The sequence below is a fragment of the Streptococcus mitis genome (assembly GCF_022137125.1).
Classification (GTDB): Bacteria; Bacillota; Bacilli; order Lactobacillales; family Streptococcaceae; genus Streptococcus; species Streptococcus mitis_CE.
Genome location: NZ_JAKNEQ010000004.1, coordinates 118,301 through 135,466, shown reverse-complemented (window position 1 = coordinate 135,466; position 17,166 = coordinate 118,301). Strand labels below are relative to the sequence as shown.

The following is a 17,166-nucleotide window of genomic DNA, read 5'->3' as shown; positions in this document are numbered from 1 at the left end:
TGATTTGCTACAATCTTTTACTTGCTTTTTCGTAACAGTTTCATAAAAATAAACTGTCGGACAAATCCAGGACAAAGGGCAACCACCATCTGAATGGCAACACTCTTGGCATACTCCATGTAAGAAATTTGTCCTCGCTTCAGCATGCGTTGACGAGCTTGACGATAGAGTTTGAGGTAACGCAGTCCCCCACGACGCTCAAACATTCCTGCTCCAACACGAACCTTACACAAGATTTGATCCAGATTTCCAGTCTTAGCTCCTGCAGCAATCATATTGAGCCAGAGGAGGTCATCCTCCATATAAAGCCCATCCTCATAGTTGCCTGCCTTGAGAACCATGTCCTTCTTGAACATGACAGTCATGTGGTTAAAGGCACTTCTCATCCTTTGATAAGCTACAATATCTGCATGCTGGGTTGGAACACGACGGTAAGAAACAATCTCATCAGGATTGTCAATAAACTCTGCAATATGTCCACCTAATAGGTCGAGGTTTTCCTTCTCCATTAGCTGAACCTGTTTCTCAAAACGGTCTGGAACAGCTATATCATCCGTATCCATACGAGCGATGATATCGTACTGACACTGCAAAACACCCTGTCGAAGAGCCAGACCCAAACCTTGATTATGCTCAAGAGGATAGCGTTTCACTGGAATATCAGACTCAGCTTCAAGCTGGTCTAATACCTGATAGAGCTCAGGTGTCAAAGGCCCATCCTCAACTAGAACCAATTCGCTCGGTTTCAGGGTCTGATTTTGAACACTCTCAATAGCATCCTTTAAAAATGTCGGATTTTCCTTGATATAGACCGATATCAATACGCTGATTTTTTGCTTTTCAGACACAGTTTTTCTCCAATGTATAGATTTCCTTCCACTATTTTATCATAATTTTCAAGACTTTCCCATTTTTATCTTGAAAGCCCAAAACCTTACTTGACATTATAAGGAAAAAACCTTAAAATAAGCTGTTATTAAAATCAGCTAGAAGAGGTATTATATGAAAAAGCAATCACTCTTTTTTGTTCCAGGTATTATACTAATTGGTGTTTCCTTGCGGACTCCTTTTACTGTTTTACCCATTATTTTGGGAGATATTTCGCAAGGACTGGGAGTAGAAGTTAGTTCGCTTGGTGTCTTGACCAGCCTTCCTCTCCTCATGTTTACCCTCTTCTCGCTATTTTCTACCCGACTGGCTCAAAAAATCGGCTTGGAGCATCTCTTTACCTATAGCCTTTTCTTCTTGACCATCGGTTCTCTCATTAGACTAATCAATCTGCCTCTGCTCTATCTAGGAACCTTGATGGTTGGGGCAAGTATCGCAGTCATTAATGTTCTGCTTCCTAGTCTTATCCAAGCCAATCAACCAAAGAAAATTGGTTTTCTGACTACCTTATATGTAACCTCTATGGGGATTGCAACGGCTCTGGCCTCCTATCTGGCTGTGCCTATTACACAAGCCAGTTCTTGGAAAGGACTTATCATCCTCCTCACCCTGCTCTGCCTAGCAACTTTTTTGGTCTGGCTGCCTAATCACCGCTATAATCACAGACTGGCTCCACAAACCAAACAAAAAAGCAAAACAAAGGTCATGCATAATAAACAGGTCTGGGCAGTGATTGTCTTTGCAGGTTTTCAATCCTTGCTCTTTTACACCGCTATGACCTGGCTACCTACCATGGCCATCCATGCAGGCCTATCCAGTCACGAAGCTGGCTTGCTAACCTCTATCTTCTCCCTGATTAGCATTCCTTTTTCAATGACTATCCCAAGCCTGACAACCAGCTTGTCTACTCGCAACCGTCAGCTCATGCTCACTCTGGTTTCACTGGCTGGCGTGGTCGGTATTTCCATGCTCTTTTTCCCAATCGGTAATTTCTTTTACTGGCTTGCCATCCATATCCTCATCGGAACCGCGACCAGCGCCCTCTTCCCCTATCTCATGGTCAACTTTTCACTCAAGACAAGCGCCCCTGAAAAGACTGCACAATTGTCTGGTTTATCTCAAACAGGAGGCTATATCCTAGCAGCCTTTGGGCCAACCCTCTTTGGTTACAGTTTTGACCTTTTCCACTCTTGGGTGCCAGCTGTAGCTGCCCTCTTACTCGTCGATATCCTGATGACTGTGGCCCTCTTTACAGTGGACAGAGCTGATAAAATCCTTTAAACTTCTAGTTTTGGCTAGAAGTTTTTTATATATAAAAATTTTACACATTTCTCTTGACAGGGCTTTCATTTAGATGTACAATGTATGTGTAGAAAAATTATATATAAAAATCTTACACATTAGAAAAGGAGGTTCCCCATGTACTTTCCAACATCCTCTGCCTTGATTGAATTTCTTATCTTGGCTGTACTGGAGCAGGATGATTCTTATGGTTATGAGATTAGCCAAACCATTAAGCTGATTGCTAATATCAAAGAATCTACACTCTATCCTATCCTAAAAAAATTGGAAGGCAATAGCTTTCTGACAACCTATTCTAGAGAGTTCCAAGGTCGCATGCGCAAATACTACTCCTTGACAAATGGTGGTATAGAACAGCTCGTGACCCTGAAAGATGAATGGGCACTCTATACAGACACCATTAATGGCATCATAGAAGGGAGTATCCGCCATGACAAGAACTGAATACCTGACTCAGCTAGAACTCTATCTCAAAAAACTGCCTCAGGCTGACCAAATTGAAGCCATGGACTATTTCAGGGAACTCTTTGACGATGCTGGAGTCGAAGGAGAAGAAGAACTCATCGCTAGCTTGGGAACTCCCAAAGAAGCGGCCCACGAAGTTCTCTCCAATCTTCTCGATAAAAAAATCAATGAAGCACCCGCTCAAAAGAATAACCGACAAATTTTGCATATCGCCTTGTTAGCTCTCCTTGCGGCACCCATCGGTATTCCTCTGGGAATCGCCATCCTCGTGTCCCTGTTCGCAATCCTTGTGGCAGCCTTGACTGTCATCTTGGCTTTCTTTGCGGTTTCCATACTTGGTATCATCGGCGGATTCCTATTTTTAGTTGAAAGTTTTACTGTCCTAGACCAAGCTAAATCAGCCTTTATCTTGATTTTCGGTTCTGGTTTACTAGCTATCGGTGCTTCTTCGCTGGTTTTATTAGGTATTTCCTATGTAGCTCGCTTCTTCGGTCTACTCATTGTTCGCCTGGTGCAATTTGTTCTCAAAAAAGGAAAGAGAGGTGACCAGCATGCGTAAATGGACAAAAGGATTTCTCATTTTTGGTGTGGTGACTACTATTATCGGATTTATCCTGCTCTTTGTAGGTATCCAATCTGACGGGATCAAGAGCCTACTTGCCATGTCCAAGGAGCCTGTCTATGATAGTCGGATGGAAGAGCTGACCTTTGGCAAGGAAGTCGAAAACCTAGAGATTACGCTCCACCAACACGCACTGACCATCACAGACTCTTTCGATGATCAAATCCACATTTCTTATCATCCATCTATTTCTGCTAACCATGATCTTGTCACAAATCAAAACAACAAAACTCTAAGCCTCACTGATAAGAAACTGTCTGAAAGTCCGTTTCTCTCTTCTGGAATTGGCGGGATTCTCCATATCGCAAGCAGCTACTCTAGTCGTTTTGATGAAGTTATTCTCCAATTACCAAAAGGAAGAATCCTAAAAGGAATCAACATCTCAGCCAATCGCAGACAAACCACCATCATAAATGCTAGTCTTGAAAATGCAACTCTCAATACAAATGGCTATCTCCTCCGAATTGAAGGAAGTCGTATCAAAAACAGTAAACTCACAACCCCTAATATCGTTAATATCTTTGATACAGACCTTACAGATAGTCAACTAGAGTCAACAGAGAAGCACTTCCACTCTGAAAATATCCAAGTCCATGGTAAGGTTGAACTGACTGCCAAAAAGTATCTCAGAATCATCCTAGACCAGAAAGAGAACCAACGAATTAACTGGGACATCTCAAGTAACTATGGTTCTATTCACCAATTCACAAGAGAAGAGCCTGAATCAAGAGGTACGGAATTAAGCAACCCTTACAAAACTGAAAAAACCGATGTCAAGGATCAACTCATTGCTAGAGCTGATAATAATATTGAGCTAATATCCATACCAAACAGACGTTGACAAAAGCGCTTACATCTGCTACTATGGAAGCATATTTATCTAACTAAAAAGGAGGTTCTACCATGAAACAAGAATGGTTTGAAAGTAATGATTTTGTAAAAACAACAAGCAAGAACAAACCTGAAGAGCAAGCTCAAGAGGTTGCAGACAAGACTGAAGAAACGATAGCCGATCTCGATACACCAATTGAAAAAAATACTCAAGTAGAGGAGGACGTCTCTCAAGCTGAAGTCGAACTGGAAAGCCAGCAAGAAGAGACAATTGAAACGCCTGAAGACAGTGAAGCGAGAACAGAAATAGAAGAAAAGAAAGCATTAGATTCTACTGAAGAAGAGCAAGATTTTTCTAAAGAAACAGAAAAAGTCACTAAAGCTGAAGAGAACCAAGAAGCACTTCCTCAGCAAAAACCAACCACGAAAGAGCCCCTTCTTCTCAGTCAATCCTTAGAAAGTCCCTATATCCCCGACCAAGCTCCAAAATCTACGGATAAATGGAAAGAGCAAGTGCTTGATTTTTGGTCTTGGCTAGTGGAGGCTCTCAAATCTCCTACAAGCAAGCTTGAAACAAGTAGCACACACAGTTACACAGCCTTTCTCTTGCTCATTCTGTTTTCTGCATCTTCCTTTTTCTTTAGTATCTACCACATCAAACATGCTTACTATGGACATATAGCAACTATGCATAATCACTTCCCTGAACAATTTGCTTCATTGAATCTCTTTTCGATTATCTCTATCCTAGTAGCAACAACACTCTTCTTCTTTTCATTCCTCTTGGGTAGTTTCGTCGTGAGACGATTTATCTACCAAGAAAAGGACTGGACGCTAGAAAAGGTTCTCCAACAATATAGTCAACTCTTGGCAATTCCAATCTTCCTCACTGCTATTGCTAGTTTCTTTGCCTTCTTTGATAGCCTGCGATTTACAGCCCTCTTGTGTGTGATTAGCATTGGAATCATTCTGCTTGCTAGTCTCCATATCATTACAAGGCCAAGTCAAGCAAGTGAAACCGACTCCTTCTATCAATTATTCTTGTCTGTCCTTGTGAACGGAGTCATTATCCTCCTCTTCTTTGTAGCTGAAGTGGCACTGATTGGAGATTATCTTCGTATCTTAGCCTTTCTTTAAGATTCAATCCTGTCATCCATGGCAGGATTTTTCTATACCAAAAAGCAAGTCGATTGACCTGCTTCTGATTTACTCTTCTTGTGCTAATGCTTTAAAATCTTTGTCCTAGGATGGGTTTTATTCCTAGAGTTCAGTAGTATGATAACGTTGCTATGAAGTTCGTTATTCCAAATATTATGCAAACTAGTTATATGTAAAATTAAGATTAGAAACCACCAATCTCCATTTATTAACTTTTAATGAAATTCGTCCATATTAATAACTTTACCTGCTCTAGCAATAACATCCTTATCATGAGTCACGACAATAACAATCTTTTCCTCGTTCACTAATTTCTCAACCTCATTTAGAAATAATTCAGTTGAGTTTCTGTCCAAATTTCCTGTAGGCTCATCAAATAGATAGATGTCCTTTTCTTGCGATAAACTCCTCATGAGTAGAATTTTTTGTTTCTGACCTTGCGAAATATTGGTGGCTTTCCCATCAATCTGATGACTTAGAGCTATATTGAGATTCAGACTATCAAGATTATTTGATTCATAGTTTTCCTTATTAAATAGAGTGAAATTAATATTTTTTGAAACACTTCCAGGGAATACATGAAATTCAGATGAATACACGCTTAAATAATCTAAAATATTAGTCTCCTCTAAAGTAGAAAAACTTTCCATTCCATTCAGTACAATATCACCCTCTGTTGGAGAAGATAATCCCTGAATAATATTCAAAAGAGATGATTTCCCAGTTCCATTCCCGCCTGTAATAACGGTTAATTCACCACTATTGAACTCAAAATTTAATTTAGTAAACACCAATCTTTCATCCCATTTTTTACATAAATTCCGGCATGACAATTGTTCAATTTTAGATACTGGAATGGTAGCAAGATTACTTTCCATCCCTACTTCCTCTAGTCCAATAAACTCAAAGGAATATTGACTTTTTTTCAATGCTACCCAAGATGTAATTAAAGAATTTAAAATGCTGGATAACAGTAATAAAATCAAAATACTATTTGTATACTCCGATATATGTGCGTAATCTCTAATAATATTTACAGTAGCAAGCAAAAATGAACCAGTTAAACCAATAAATATCTGCGTAGAAGCTAATAATCTATTGGTAATATGTGTACTATCTAGTTTCGTTCCCAATAGTTCATTGAGTCTTTCATCAAATTCTTTGATGAAGTCGCTAGATTTTTGGAAACTTATAATATCTTGCAAACCATAAATTGTATTTTCTACCAGAGAACTAAAGTTAGAACTATTAGCAATAAATTCTCGCTGATTTTTTACAACTTTTCGTATTTCAAAATTGACATATAAACCAAGAATAGCTATAGATACGCATGTAACTGCGAAAATAATAATATTCAATTTTAATAGCAATAACAGTAGCAAACAAAACACTAAAAGCTGTACCTTTAAGTAAAATTTTTGCATAATACCTGTTGCTGATAACAATAAATTCCAAAAATAACTACTCACATACTCATAATTTTTAGTTAAAGAAAAATCATTTAATTGGTTCTTATAAAAAGAGGACAGAATATCATTTAAAAAATTATTCTCAATCTTTCCTTTTAATCTCGTTTCTAATATAGAGAACTGCCAATACAAATATGAAGCTAATATTATTGAAGCTAGGGTAAATAGTTGAATACTAAACTGAATGTTAAGTAGACCAGACATTGTTATTTGTAGTAAAAAAGCAATAGCAATAGGTAAACTAATTTTAGCTAATCCCAAGAAAAAGATTGCCAATTTTCTCTTCCAACCAAGTGAAGCTAGAAATCTATGATATAACTTATCTGCATAGCTTATCGTAACAATATCTTTTCTATCTTCTGAATTAACATTCTCATTCTTTTGAGGAATTAAAACAATTCCTACACTCTGACTAAAAAGTTCTAATCTTGAAATTTTCTCAATTTCCTCATTTGCAGGATCAGAAACAATCAATGAACTACTGTCTCCATCCAACACGACGATATAATGAGGCAAGCTAGCTCTTTCTACTACTAGTAAATAAGGAAATGATACGTTGTTTAACAAACTAGGAGTCTCAATTTGATAAGAATCCGCATCAATACCATAGCTTTTTAGTATATCTTCTATATCAAACAAAGACAGTCCTTGGTGGTTATTGTTATCAAATTGTAGACTATCTAAATGTTCTAATTTTGGGAAATAGTAAGAAATGATTGTCTTTACACAAGCCATTCCACAATCCAGCAAAGTTGCTTGTTTATAGTGACTAACCATTATTTTCTCCTTTTTCAACACTTATCTTACTATAACCATCAACTTCAATGACGCTATTCGAAGTTTGATTTGTCGTAGGAACCTTTAAAACTTCTCCTGTATTATTTGTATGCAAAGTATAGATTCCATCAAAATCTTTAGGAACTGTAATAGATACATCGCCAACAAGAGTATCTACAAAAATTTTTTCGAAAGTTGCATTTTTCCCTAAGGAAATGGTTACATATAACTTGTCTTTCCCTTGTGAACTCAAAGCCAAATTAAAGCCATGTTGTGAAAATGGAATATATAGACTATCTGAACTCATTTTAACGTTTTTAGTTATGTTATTCACTGATTCTTCGGAAACTTTTCCTTCTATTTGAACACTTGTTTCATCTGATTCACTCTTGACAACTTTAACATCAATTGCTTGCTTTGAACCATAAAACTCTAACGTTTTAATACTTTTAGAAGAAAGAGCCCACGATTGTTTTACACTGATTGTCGTCTCTCCTCGTTTTAAGGTTAATAAAATTCCAGCCACTACAAACAGTAACAACAGCCCAATTACAATTCCTATTTTTTTCATCATTAGTACTCCTACTTAAATTCTTTTTTACTGAATACAACAAACGCAAGTACAATCACTGCTATACTTACCAATATAGGATAGCCTACATTCGTAAGGGTAAATTGACTTACTCCAGGGGAAGTTTTCAAATTTAAAGTCATTAATAAATAGTCTCTCACACTCTCACCAGAGTTTGGAAGGACATAAACCAATAGGTTATCAAACAGTAAAATATAGAGTATATAAATCATACATGATTCATAAACCTTATCAAATATTTGAAAAATTAATAATGAGATACTGATAATAACCAAATAGTATGGTAGTTGATGTAAAAATGTCGAAACAATCAACACCAAGTCTCCCTCCAAATAGACGAGGGCTGTTAAACTATAAAAAATAGTTACATATAGGAAAGACAAACAAAAGGCTCCCAAAGTTTTATATAAAAATAACTTCCAACGTTGTTTTTCTTTTGTGAGGAGAATGTTAATCGTACGGAAACTATAATCTTCCCCCCAGAAAAATAAATTAGTAGAGATAAAAAGCAAAGGAATAAAACCACTCACATTTGAAATCAATACTCGAAATGCTGGTTCATCTTCATTCGATGACTTAAAAAATAAGGAGAATAACAAAATCAATAATCCTATCAACAAACTAGGAAGTACTCCTCTTTTTTCCCAGTAAAATTTATACATATCTGCTTTAAGAGAATTCATGACTCTCCTCCTTTCTTAAATCATCAGATAATATTATGCAAATAGTAGTCCTCAAAGCGTTCTTTCTTAATATAAATATCCTGTATCACTAGATTTGACACGACACTATATTCCAAGATAGCCATTAATTTTTCCTTTTCTGGCACAACCAGATAGTCATCCTGCTCAAAATGAACAATGCCCTCTTCTTTTAAAAACGTTTTTAGAATCTGATTATTACTCGTCTTAAGGAAGAGCTTTTCTGACAAATCATTTGCTAGCTCTTTTGAACTCATCACATTTAGAATCTTTCCTTTTTTCATGATGATATACTTATCTGTTATAAATTCCAATTCTGACAGAATATGGCTCGAGATTAAAAAAGTAACTCCTAACTGATCCCGTAAATTCAAAATCATTTTTCTTAAATCTGAAATCCCTTGAGGATCTAAACCATTCACTGGTTCATCTAAGATAATAAGCTCTGGATTATCCAAAAGCGCAATTGCTATCGATAGTCTTTGCTTCATTCCAAGGGAATAGTTTTTTACTTTTCGATCCCATGACGGTTCCGGCAAGTGAACCAATTCCAACATTTTTGTGATATCTGTCTTTAAACCAAATCTTGTTTTATAATATTGCAGGTGTTGACGTCCAGTCAAGTTTGGATAGAGGGCAGGTGATTCGATAATACTACCAATCTTATGCTGCGAAACACTCTCAATTTCTCCCTTATCAGCTTGAATTAGTCCTAGAAGAATTCTCATTAAGGTTGTCTTTCCTGCACCATTTTCACCGATAAGACCACATATTTCCCCTTGCTCAATATCAAAGGAAATATTATGTAAAACCTGTTCTTTCCCATATGTTTTATCAATATTTTTAAGACTTAAAATCACACGATTCATAGTTTCTCTCCGTTCATTATATTAAAAAGTCTCTGACAAGGAATGAACCCTGCCAGAGATTTTTAGATTACGTTAACTCCAGCAGAAGAACCCAATACCTGTGAGCATTCCATAAATACCGAGTGGTGAAACAGCACAAAATTGACCTGCCACAATGTGTTTTTTATGTTTATTACTTAGTTTTTTCATTACTTAACCCTCCTTTTAATCCCAACAAAATATACCTACTCCATATCGAAGACCTATAATACAAAAGCGACCTGCTACAATGTGCTGTTTATTTTTGTTACTTAGTTTTTTCACTACTTCATCCTCCTATTTAATCCCAACAAAATATGCCTACTCCATATCGAAGACCTATAATACAAAAGCGACCTGCTACAATGTGTCTTTTGACACGTCCAGTTAGTTTTCTCATCAGAAAACCCTCCTTTTAAAAAATTTTTTATAATAACCAAATGAGATTCTCATTTCAGTCATTTATTAACTGTTTTAAATCTTTAGACAAGATTTCTTCGCTTCCTTGTTCTACATAAATTTGTTTCACTATCCCATCTTTATCCACTATAAATATTGTTGGAATAGCTTTTACATCAAAAAACTTAAAAGCTTGTAAATCTTGATCTATATAAACTGGAAAGGTAAAACCCTGATTCCTTAAAAATTGATGAGAGGTTTCAAGTGTTTCACGTTCCCCATCAACTATATCCACCATAAAGAAATCAACTTTATCTTGGTATTTATCATAAAGGCGCTGAATGATTGGGAGCTCTTTTTGGCAATCAGGACACCAACTAGCCCAGAATACCACAACCTTTGGTCTAAACTTATAATCTGATAGTTGAACCTGTGCTCCCTCATTAGAGGTTAACAATGCATTCTTGAATGTTGTATTTTTAGTTTTTGAAATATATTGGTTTATTTCCTCCTCTTTTTTTAAGAGGAGCTCTTGCGCTGTTTCTTCTTGATGATGAGATTCCTGGTTTTGATAGTAAAATCCTGCTAAAAATAAAGATGCTATCACAAGAAGAACCATTGTCTCTACAACATGTTTTTTTGACATCATGGATTGTCCTCCACTTCTGAAATTCTAAAACTTTCGATAATAGATAATTCTTCTGGTAAGATTAAAACTCGCTCTTCGCCTGCATCTAAAATAGCTAAACGGAATGGTTCCTTATTCAACTCTATTTGTACCAACTTTTGCTCCGTCGTGTTATTTCGAAACAGCAAACTGTGGCGAGTTTGTGTAAACGTCTCTAGCGAGATACTAAAATCTTCCATTTCTATCTCCTATCCAGAAAACCAAAAACTAAGACTTAAGAATACTTCAAATCCAAACATGCTTCTTTCCTCCTTATCTCTTGTTCTTTATGATCATAGTATAGCGCTTTCAAAAATAAAAAAACATGACAAAAATGTCATGTTAGCTCTCCATTTCCTCAAAAGTTTTTAAATCTTTTTCTTTTTCTCCCAATATACGCGCTTCTAATACTTGGTCTCCAAATGCTTGAGCACAAATAATAGCTCTATCGTATAAGCGGATGGCTTTTTCCTTATCCCGTTTATGAAATAAGGTACACATAGCTTCAAGCATATCAACAATTGGCTTGTTTTGAAAATCCTGCGATAAAATCATCAGCCTGTTCATCGCCTTAACATAAGGCTCAAAAGTGGAGTAAGATTTTTCCATCCATTGAACAGCTAAAGAATCAAGCACTGTTCTCTTTAACATATAAGCTGTCTCTAAATCGGATGAATTTGTTTCTCTTATAAGTTTTTTAGAAAGCATCCAAAACAGTTCATGATGATACCCAATCGGTCTTGCTAAACACGAAACAAAGTACAATTTTATCAGAAGCAAATCATTCACCGAATAGTTTTTCCTTATCTTTACTTGTTCAAAATATTCATCCAGCAAAGCATCGCCAAAACCTGCATCTTCACTTACAAAGACATCAAAACTAGCTTGTAAGGCACTAACTGCAATCTGCTCATCCTCAGGTAGACTGTCATAATAGTGTTCGTAAACTCTTTCAAACAACTCTTCCTTAACTTGGATTCTATCATCATCTCCATAAGTTTGAAACTTAATGAGTTTATCCTTTAATATCAAGTACTCGGAGGGTAAAATCATATGATCCATATCTACTATATGTGAAATTGAACAGCCTAGTTTGTAAGCTATATACTCTACCTTGGATAAACTCGGGGAAGACTGGCCTGATTCAATCCGTGCTAATTGGCGCACCGTTATCTCAGTTTCATCATCACAAAGAGTTTCACGAGTGATATGTTTCATCTCTCGCAACATTCGGATTCTTTTACCTACTTCCTTCTTGATATCCATCTTAAAATCTCCTGATAATTAGTTACCGAATAATATTATATTTTTTATATTATGCTGTTTTTTATTGAACTAAGCAATTCTTAAAATTTTATATTACAAAACTTAACAAGACTAAACCATATTTCGCACGCTAAATAGCAATTGACCTGCTTCTGCTTTACTTTTCTTGTGCTAATGCTTTAAAATCTTTGTCTAAGATGGGTTGCACTTCTAATTGATTGGCATCTAGTTGGTGGTAAGATGCTGATGGTAGTGACTCTAGGAATTTTGCATAGTCTAAGCGGACAATGGCTTCATAGTCTTCTGGTTTAGAGCCGTCTCCTGTGATTTGAACCAAGTCAATCTCCCACTGCACTTCCTTATCCACCAATTGCTCAATATAGGCAGTAGGAACAAATGGTTCTCTCGGTAATACTGTCTTGACTCCTTGAGCCAGATGGTAAACACCGTGCACTTGGCCTTCTCCATCCTGATAGAAGGAAACTCTTGCAAAGTAGGCATCTGTCTCTTGAACCGCACGTACACGCGCTTCAAACTGAGCCAAGCCATTTTCCTCTAAAAAGCTTTTCAAGTCCTCATGACCAAAGAAAACAGGATTAAAAATTCCTTGGCAAATCGTAAAACGGGCTGCAGCGTCTGTCAGATGGGCTTGAATACTTGCTTGGAAATAAGCTTCAAAATCAAAACCATCTAGTCCTTCAATCTCAGTTCCTGTATAAGCAAGCAGAGCATCTAAAAATGATTTGATAATCTGCCAGTCTGTCTTCGTGAGTAGGTCAGGAAGATCGATACGGTAAGCCTTTTGACTATCAGCATAACTGACCTTAAAAAGAAATTGTGATTGCCCCACTATCGCACACTCGATATACTCAAGACGATTAAGAGGCTGACGGAGATAGATAGCATCATAGCTATGCGACTCCAAACCATCCACCAAGGCCAAGATAGACTTGGCAGTCAAAATTTCCTGTTCTCCTAAAATGCTCTGTTTATTTGGAATAAAAAATGTTTTCGTCATAACTGAACTCCTTTGAAATCGTTTACATATAGTATACCTTATTTTTCTGAAAGATACAAAAACAAACTTTATACTCTTCGAAAATCAAATTCAAACCGCGTCAGCTTCGCCTTGCCGTACTCAAGTACAGCCTGCGGCTAGCTTCCTAGTTTGCTCTTTGATTTTCATTGAGTATTAATTTTTGAGTAAAAAGCATAGAAAAACAGCCCCTAAGGACTGTTTAATCTTATACAGTAGCTGCTTGATCCAAGCTTTCACCGATAGCGGCTAGGCGCTCGATCACTTCAGCTTGTGTCAATTCATTTTCTGAAACATAGCGGTTACGTGGGTGAACACGGCACTCGTGTGAGCATCCACGAAGGTACTTGTCTTCATTTTCTTCTGATGTCAAGATACGACGGTTACAGAATGGATTTCCACAGTTGACATAACGTTCACATGGTGTTCCATCAAACCAGTCTTTCCCTACGATGGTTGGGTTGACATGGTTTACATCTACGGCAATACGCTCGTCAAAGACGTACATTTTCCCATCCCAAAGCTCACCTTGAACTTCGGGGTCTTTACCGTAAGTTGCAATTCCTCCGTGCAATTGGCCAACATCTTTGTAGCCTTCACGGACCATCCAACCTGAGAATTTCTCACAGCGAACGCCACCTGTACAGTAAACCACGACACGCTTGTCCATGAATTTTTCCTTGTTGTCACGGACCCATTGTGGCAACTCACGGAAGTTGCGGATATCTGGGCGGATAGCCCCACGGAAGTGTCCTAGGTCGTACTCATAATCGTTACGTGTGTCAAGGACAACGGTATCTTCGTCAAGAAGAGCTTCTTTGAACTCTTTTGGAGACAAGTAAGCACCTGTTGTTTCAAGTGGGTTGATGTCGTTGTCAAAGTCGTTGTCTTCCAAACCAAGGTGGACAATCTCTTTCTTGTAGCGAACAAACATCTTCTTGAAGGCTTGTTCACTTTCTTCGTCAATCTTGAACCAGAGGTCTTCCATACCTGGGAGGCTGTGAACGTAGTCCATGTATTTTTGAGTTGTTTCATAATCACCTGAAACTGTTCCGTTAATTCCCTCGTCAGCGACTAGGATACGACCTTTAAGGCCAATTGATTTACAGAAAGCCAAGTGGTCTGCAGCAAATTGCTCTGCATTTTCAATTGGAGTGTAAAGGTAGTAAAGTAAGACACGAATATCTTTTGCCATAAGATTTGTTCTCTTTTCTATTCTTAAATTTTCAGAATTTTTCATCTAACTATACTAGTATACCTGCTTGAGAAAGCGAATGCAATTTATTTGACTGGAAATTGTAGAAGATGGCCTGTCCCTGCACTTCATCAGTAACCATAGCGAATTGCAGATAGTTCTCTCAATTTTTTGATCTGCTCAGCTTGATTTTCTGACAAACTTAGCTTGTTATCAATCAATACGCGCGCAAGGTCAACATTCATTTGACTCAAAATAAATGGAGTAGAGGTCCCATCGTCCTCTAATCGTCTTTTATAACTCACTAACAGATTTTTCAAGGGAGTCAGTTGAGGCGTATCCTTTATATCTTCCAAGAGATGATTTATGATCGTCATGGCTTCACAACGCCTTTCACTGCCTCCGGCAAACCATTTTAATGTTGTCATTCTTATTTTCCTCCTGAAACTCACTTATAAATTAAAAAACTATCATTCCTAACTCTCATACCAATATTTTACCCAAATACCCTGTGTAAAAAAGTCAGAAAAAATGGTAATGTTGCGAAAATATTATTAATCACATGCACCGCATAGGATGGATAAATGCTCTTGGTATAGCGGGTCAAACTAGCAAAGATGATGCCAGATGTTGCAAAGACGAAGATATCTAACAAACTAGGCAGGCTTGAAAAATGAGGAAGAGCAAATAAAATTGACGGAAGAAGCAAATCAAGGCCAAATCTCGAATGCTTAAAAAAGGCGTGTTGCAGTAATCCTCTATAGATTAGCTCTTCCATAAGTGGAGTCAGAAAGAACAAAGTTATATAGATACCTAGCTCAGCAAAGTTGGTCCCACTATAACCGATCAATACAGCCCAACCTTCAGCAGTTGACTGAACATGTTTAGCTGTCTGAACGTTAAAAGAGATCTGGAGCACTACAACTAGTACTGTCAAAATCGAATACCAAAGCCATTTTTTTCTCGGAATGCGAAAAAGATAGCCGTGCCCTGTCTTAACCAGAATCCAAATCATGACTCCACTAAATAGCAAACTCAAGAGATTTTGAATCCAGACGAAATTGCCAATCTGGGAAGAAAATTGCCAATAATTTTGAACAATAAGCGTCAGCTGAGAAAGACCAAATACGAAAAATAAGTAAGAGAAAACTGCACTTATTTTGAATAAAAGTTGATACTTCTTCATATGAACTCTCCTTTGTAAACTCGAGACATCTCTAATATAAGCTATATTTTCCTAAATCCTTACTCCAAATCCTAAATAGTACTTGAGATTTCCTGAATGGTTAAATAGCGACAAGAAAAACATATATATCTATGCTCGTGTTTCAAAAAATCACTGCCTCCCCCAGATAATCCTGAGGAAAACAGTGATACAGTTTTTAGGAATTAGGAATGAATACACGAAATCAATTGATCTTATGATTTTTTGTTTTTCAAGAATTCATCGTATTGTTTTTGCATTTCGTTCAATACTTTATCGTAGGCACCTTCAGATTTCAATTTTTCCATCAATTCTGGAATAGCTTTATCTGGGTCTACAGTACCAGTGTTGATAGCTGTATCGAATTGTTGCATTGTATTAGAGATCGCAGAGATTTCAGATTTCACATTGTCAGTGTTAAAGATGAATCCAAGAGCTGGAGATTCTTTAGCTTCTGCCAATTGTTTCTTAGAATCTTCGATTTGTTGGTCTGTAACGTTTTCGTTGATGTAAAGAATCCAGTTGTTACCAGTGTTCCATCCACCCATGTGAGTGTTTCCTTTGTAGCCATCAAGGACTTTAACACGGTTTTCTTTACCTGGAATTTTTTCCCAGTTCTTGCCTTCTGGACCATAAACAAGACCGTTCAAGAGTTCTGGGTTAGTGTTCAAGAGGTTCAACACTTCCATTGATTTTTCTTTGTTCTTAGAGTTGTTTGAGATGACGAAGTTAGCAACTTGTGTTGTTTGGTTTTTCTTGATGAAGTTAGTGATTGGTTTGATTTGGATATCCTTGTTCGCAACACGTGAAAGCAAGCTGTTACCGTAGTCAGCTGGTCCTACTGTTTCTTCACGAACGAACCAAGTATCTTGTTGAAGGTCAAATGAAGTATCGCTTGTTGCTACGTCTTTTGGAATGTATCCAGCTTCATAGAATTTGTGAAGAGTCTTCAAGTGTTCTTTAAAGCGAGGCACTTCGTAACGGTTTACGATCTTAGTAGTGTCCCCTTCAAGGTCGATAACGAATGGAAGTCCGTTTGGAACTGGGTAGTCAAAGTTATCAGATGGGATGAAGTTCTTAGTAACCGCAAATGGCACTACATCTGGAGCTTTTTCTTTGATTTGTTTCAAGACTGGTTCAAGTGTTTCATATGAAGTGACACCTGAAATATCGATACCGTATTTAGCAAGAAGAGTTCCGTTGAAGGCGAAGTTTTGAGATGATGCAACGTTGGCTGCAACTGGAACTGCGTAAATTTTACCGTTAATGCTGTTACCTTTGATGTAAGCTGGGTCAAGTGCTTTATAAAGCTCTGCCCCTTCTTTCTTATACAAGTCAGTCAAGTCAGCATAGGCACCTTTTTGAGCATTTACAACATAGTTAGATGCAAAGGCGATATCGTAGTTTTCACCAGATGATGTGATAACTGACATTTTCTTATCATAGTCACCCCATCCAAGATATTGGATATCCAATTTAGCACCAACTTTTTCACCGATGATTTTGTTAGCATTTTCTAGCAATTCATCTAAGTTATCTGGTTTGTCACCGATTTGGTACATTTTGATAACAGTTTTTTCACCTGAAGCTGAGTCAGCAGCTTTTTTGCTGTTACCTGAAAGGTTTCCACAAGCAGCGAGACCAGCAGCCAAAGCGACTACGCTAGCAGATGCAAAAGCATATTTTTTCCAGTTTTTCATGACAAAA

18 protein-coding genes are annotated in these 17,166 nt (G+C 37.3%); 5 read left to right on the top strand and 13 right to left on the bottom strand.

Going from position 1 to position 17,166, the window contains the following annotated elements:
* Window positions 1-17: 17 nt before the first annotated feature.
* Window positions 18-848 carry a glycosyltransferase gene (locus L0P31_RS05265; protein WP_001291454.1) on the bottom strand — a complete coding sequence of 277 codons (831 nt, stop codon included), beginning with the start codon at window positions 846-848 and terminating at the stop codon, window positions 18-20.
* A gap of 154 nt (window positions 849-1,002) precedes the next feature.
* On the opposite strand from L0P31_RS05265, the gene L0P31_RS05260 reads away from it, so the two are divergent.
* From L0P31_RS05260 to L0P31_RS05240, 5 genes are all read left to right on the top strand, one after another.
* Window positions 1,003-2,169, top strand: coding sequence for a CynX/NimT family MFS transporter (locus L0P31_RS05260; RefSeq protein ID WP_024057315.1), 1,167 nt, complete (start codon window positions 1,003-1,005; stop codon window positions 2,167-2,169).
* 138 nt (window positions 2,170-2,307) lie between these two features.
* Window positions 2,308-2,634 carry a PadR family transcriptional regulator gene (locus tag L0P31_RS05255; protein ID WP_000273858.1) on the top strand — a complete coding sequence of 109 codons (327 nt, stop codon included), beginning with the start codon at window positions 2,308-2,310 and terminating at the stop codon, window positions 2,632-2,634.
* Entirely contained in the window at window positions 2,621-3,214 is a 594-nt protein-coding gene (locus tag L0P31_RS05250; protein WP_084887752.1) for a DUF1700 domain-containing protein, read from the top strand. Before L0P31_RS05255 ends, L0P31_RS05250 begins: the two co-directional genes overlap by 14 nt.
* Window positions 3,207-4,118 carry a DUF4097 family beta strand repeat-containing protein gene (locus L0P31_RS05245; protein ID WP_238096083.1) on the top strand — a complete coding sequence of 304 codons (912 nt, stop codon included), beginning with the start codon at window positions 3,207-3,209 and terminating at the stop codon, window positions 4,116-4,118. The genes L0P31_RS05250 and L0P31_RS05245 overlap by 8 nt, the downstream gene beginning before the upstream one ends.
* Window positions 4,119-4,180: 62 nt before the next feature.
* Window positions 4,181-5,245 carry a DUF6574 domain-containing protein gene (locus tag L0P31_RS05240; protein WP_238096081.1) on the top strand — a complete coding sequence of 355 codons (1,065 nt, stop codon included), beginning with the start codon at window positions 4,181-4,183 and terminating at the stop codon, window positions 5,243-5,245.
* Window positions 5,246-5,481: 236 nt separating this feature from the next.
* On the opposite strand, the gene L0P31_RS05235 is transcribed toward L0P31_RS05240, so the two are convergent.
* From L0P31_RS05235 to L0P31_RS05180, 12 genes are all read right to left on the bottom strand, one after another.
* Window positions 5,482-7,512, bottom strand: coding sequence for an ATP-binding cassette domain-containing protein (locus tag L0P31_RS05235; RefSeq protein WP_084887745.1), 2,031 nt, complete (start codon window positions 7,510-7,512; stop codon window positions 5,482-5,484).
* Window positions 7,505-8,086 (bottom strand): hypothetical protein, encoded by a 582-nt coding sequence (locus L0P31_RS05230; RefSeq protein ID WP_020902116.1) that lies wholly within the window; start codon window positions 8,084-8,086, stop codon window positions 7,505-7,507. Before L0P31_RS05230 ends, L0P31_RS05235 begins: the two co-directional genes overlap by 8 nt.
* An 8-nt stretch (window positions 8,087-8,094) precedes the next feature.
* The gene (locus L0P31_RS05225; RefSeq protein ID WP_020902117.1) at window positions 8,095-8,787 is read right to left on the bottom strand and encodes a hypothetical protein; all 693 of its coding nucleotides are present in this window, start codon (window positions 8,785-8,787) and stop codon (window positions 8,095-8,097) included.
* A 23-nt stretch (window positions 8,788-8,810) separates the two neighbouring features.
* The gene (locus L0P31_RS05220; RefSeq protein ID WP_020902118.1) at window positions 8,811-9,674 is read right to left on the bottom strand and encodes an ATP-binding cassette domain-containing protein; all 864 of its coding nucleotides are present in this window, start codon (window positions 9,672-9,674) and stop codon (window positions 8,811-8,813) included.
* Between the two features lie 472 nt (window positions 9,675-10,146).
* On the bottom strand, window positions 10,147-10,740 hold the full coding sequence (locus tag L0P31_RS05215; protein WP_033682461.1) for a TlpA family protein disulfide reductase: 594 nt from the start codon (window positions 10,738-10,740) through the stop codon (window positions 10,147-10,149).
* The gene (locus L0P31_RS05210; protein ID WP_000389381.1) at window positions 10,737-10,958 is read right to left on the bottom strand and encodes a hypothetical protein; all 222 of its coding nucleotides are present in this window, start codon (window positions 10,956-10,958) and stop codon (window positions 10,737-10,739) included. The genes L0P31_RS05215 and L0P31_RS05210 overlap by 4 nt, the downstream gene beginning before the upstream one ends.
* A gap of 142 nt (window positions 10,959-11,100) precedes the next feature.
* On the bottom strand, window positions 11,101-12,024 hold the full coding sequence (locus L0P31_RS05205) for a helix-turn-helix domain-containing protein (RefSeq protein WP_020902121.1): 924 nt from the start codon (window positions 12,022-12,024) through the stop codon (window positions 11,101-11,103).
* Between the two features lie 157 nt (window positions 12,025-12,181).
* A complete protein-coding gene (locus tag L0P31_RS05200; protein WP_084887743.1) occupies window positions 12,182-13,042 on the bottom strand; it encodes a DUF4299 family protein in 861 nt (286 codons plus the stop codon).
* Between the two features lie 226 nt (window positions 13,043-13,268).
* The gene (gene trhO, locus L0P31_RS05195; RefSeq protein ID WP_001030022.1) at window positions 13,269-14,255 is read right to left on the bottom strand and encodes an oxygen-dependent tRNA uridine(34) hydroxylase TrhO; all 987 of its coding nucleotides are present in this window, start codon (window positions 14,253-14,255) and stop codon (window positions 13,269-13,271) included.
* Between the two features lie 131 nt (window positions 14,256-14,386).
* A complete protein-coding gene (locus L0P31_RS05190; protein WP_238096079.1) occupies window positions 14,387-14,683 on the bottom strand; it encodes a bacteriocin immunity protein in 297 nt (98 codons plus the stop codon).
* A 68-nt stretch (window positions 14,684-14,751) separates the two neighbouring features.
* Window positions 14,752-15,441 (bottom strand): CPBP family intramembrane glutamic endopeptidase, encoded by a 690-nt coding sequence (locus L0P31_RS05185; protein ID WP_238096077.1) that lies wholly within the window; start codon window positions 15,439-15,441, stop codon window positions 14,752-14,754.
* Window positions 15,442-15,674: 233 nt separating this feature from the next.
* Window positions 15,675-17,159: an ABC transporter substrate-binding protein gene (locus L0P31_RS05180; protein WP_000800391.1), complete on the bottom strand. Its 1,485-nt coding sequence runs from the start codon at window positions 17,157-17,159 to the stop codon at window positions 15,675-15,677.
* Between the last annotated feature and the right edge of the window lie 7 nt (window positions 17,160-17,166).

Coding starts and splice junctions, on each gene's coding strand:
- L0P31_RS05240 (WP_238096081.1), top strand. CDS start 4,181: ATGAAACAAGAATGGTTTGAAAGTAATGATTTTGTAAAAACAACAAGC.
- L0P31_RS05235 (WP_084887745.1), bottom strand. CDS start 7,512: ATGGTTAGTCACTATAAACAAGCAACTTTGCTGGATTGTGGAATGGCT.
- L0P31_RS05225 (WP_020902117.1), bottom strand. CDS start 8,787: ATGAATTCTCTTAAAGCAGATATGTATAAATTTTACTGGGAAAAAAGA.
- L0P31_RS05260 (WP_024057315.1), top strand. CDS start 1,003: ATGAAAAAGCAATCACTCTTTTTTGTTCCAGGTATTATACTAATTGGT.
- L0P31_RS05185 (WP_238096077.1), bottom strand. CDS start 15,441: ATGAAGAAGTATCAACTTTTATTCAAAATAAGTGCAGTTTTCTCTTAC.
- L0P31_RS05190 (WP_238096079.1), bottom strand. CDS start 14,683: ATGACAACATTAAAATGGTTTGCCGGAGGCAGTGAAAGGCGTTGTGAA.
- L0P31_RS05255 (WP_000273858.1), top strand. CDS start 2,308: ATGTACTTTCCAACATCCTCTGCCTTGATTGAATTTCTTATCTTGGCT.
- L0P31_RS05245 (WP_238096083.1), top strand. CDS start 3,207: ATGCGTAAATGGACAAAAGGATTTCTCATTTTTGGTGTGGTGACTACT.
- L0P31_RS05250 (WP_084887752.1), top strand. CDS start 2,621: ATGACAAGAACTGAATACCTGACTCAGCTAGAACTCTATCTCAAAAAA.
- L0P31_RS05180 (WP_000800391.1), bottom strand. CDS start 17,159: ATGAAAAACTGGAAAAAATATGCTTTTGCATCTGCTAGCGTAGTCGCT.
- L0P31_RS05220 (WP_020902118.1), bottom strand. CDS start 9,674: ATGAATCGTGTGATTTTAAGTCTTAAAAATATTGATAAAACATATGGG.
- L0P31_RS05200 (WP_084887743.1), bottom strand. CDS start 13,042: ATGACGAAAACATTTTTTATTCCAAATAAACAGAGCATTTTAGGAGAA.
- L0P31_RS05230 (WP_020902116.1), bottom strand. CDS start 8,086: ATGATGAAAAAAATAGGAATTGTAATTGGGCTGTTGTTACTGTTTGTA.
- trhO (WP_001030022.1), bottom strand. CDS start 14,255: ATGGCAAAAGATATTCGTGTCTTACTTTACTACCTTTACACTCCAATT.
- L0P31_RS05210 (WP_000389381.1), bottom strand. CDS start 10,958: ATGGAAGATTTTAGTATCTCGCTAGAGACGTTTACACAAACTCGCCAC.
- L0P31_RS05215 (WP_033682461.1), bottom strand. CDS start 10,740: ATGATGTCAAAAAAACATGTTGTAGAGACAATGGTTCTTCTTGTGATA.
- L0P31_RS05205 (WP_020902121.1), bottom strand. CDS start 12,024: ATGGATATCAAGAAGGAAGTAGGTAAAAGAATCCGAATGTTGCGAGAG.